Raw genomic sequence first — 1,310 nt, 5'->3', positions numbered from 1 at the left:
TAAAGCATGTGAGCCTTATATGCTTATTTTTTGCAAAAAAATAATGTTGGAAGTGACACCGTAGTGGTGTCACCCCAACATTTATTATAGAGCCGTTTTTTATGATTTTAGCCTATATGATTTTAATATAGATTACATATAAGTGTAATCAAAAGCAATATGAATTAAACTAATTTGCATGATTAATTTTACACAATTGACTACATCGAAAAAAATATGATATAGTATATTGTGTAAGATATAATAATGTAATGTTGAATAAGGAGGTCATCTATGACAAAAGAAAGATTTAACATGTTAGTTGGTTCTATTGGTGCATTTATTGGTGTATTTGTATTTTTAGCCTATATCCCACAAATAATTGCTAATCTTCATGGTCAACCTAGTCAACCATGGCAACCATTATTTGCAGCAGTATCCTGTTTGATCTGGGTATTATATGGTTGGACAAAATCACCTAAACGTGATTATATTTTAATCGTACCAAACCTTGCAGGCGTTATTTTAGGTACACTAACATTCTTAACATCTTTCTAAGTGCTATAAGAAAAAAATAGTATTATTGTTATATAGTGAATAATAGTAAAGATATTACTTTACTTTATAAATATAAATGAGGTCGAATCGTATGATTCGGCCTTTTTTAGAGTGAAGTTTATATGTTAGATTAAAATATAGATAAGCGTTAAATCTGTTGTAATAAAAAAATAGTTTTTATGATAATAAATATTGATAATTGAATTCCTAGTATATTACTACGTATTTTGATAAAAATGATAATTGGTGCATTCTCAATTATTGAAAGATATATTTGAATATATAAATGAAAAGAAATATCAAAATCATGATAAACATAGACTTTATATGATAAAAAGGAACAATTGTTATGCAAAATAATATACAAAATTTTATCATTTTCGTTTGACTTTCAATTATTATTGTGTGATAATGAGAACAGAAGTTAAGGCAAGTGCCTTTTTAAATGATAATAATAAGTTTTCTTTTATAATGTTCCTATGGAGGTTTATCATGAGAGTTATTGCTGATGGTTGCATTAAATGTGGTTCTTGCGCATCTGTTTGCCCAGTTGCTGCTATTTCTGAAGGCGAAACTAAATACGAAATCAACGATACTTGCATCGACTGCGGTTCTTGCGAATCCGTTTGCCCAGTATCTGTAATTTCCGCTGAGTAATCACAAATAAAATACGCCCCTCATGATATGTACCCCCTTTACTGGACAACCAGTAAAGGGGGTATTTTCATGAGATATAGTTATGAATTTAAAAAGAAAGCAATTGAATTATTTAA

The 1,310-nt window shown here is 28.7% G+C and carries 2 protein-coding genes; both read left to right on the top strand.

Translation table 11 applies throughout. The annotated features are described in order from the left end of the window. The first annotated feature begins 273 nt into the window (after positions 1 to 273). Positions 274 to 537 (top strand): SemiSWEET family transporter, encoded by a 264-nt coding sequence (locus VEI_RS06475; protein ID WP_004696474.1) that lies wholly within the window; start codon positions 274 to 276, stop codon positions 535 to 537. 492 nt (positions 538 to 1,029) lie between these two features. Then, complete coding sequence (locus tag VEI_RS06470; protein WP_005377422.1) at positions 1,030 to 1,194, top strand: DUF362 domain-containing protein; 165 nt, start codon at positions 1,030 to 1,032, stop codon at positions 1,192 to 1,194. Positions 1,195 to 1,310: the final 116 nt, after the last annotated feature.

The organism is Veillonella tobetsuensis, from assembly GCF_001078375.1.
Classification (GTDB): Bacteria; Bacillota; Negativicutes; order Veillonellales; family Veillonellaceae; genus Veillonella; species Veillonella tobetsuensis.
Note: the sequence above shows the minus strand (reverse complement) of the source record. Positions and strands in the feature narration are given on the sequence as shown.

Excerpts from the sequence above, each read along its gene's own strand:
- VEI_RS06475 (WP_004696474.1), top strand. The coding sequence starts at position 274 with ATGACAAAAGAAAGATTTAACATGTTAGTTGGTTCTATTGGTGCATTT.
- VEI_RS06470 (WP_005377422.1), top strand. The coding sequence starts at position 1,030 with ATGAGAGTTATTGCTGATGGTTGCATTAAATGTGGTTCTTGCGCATCT.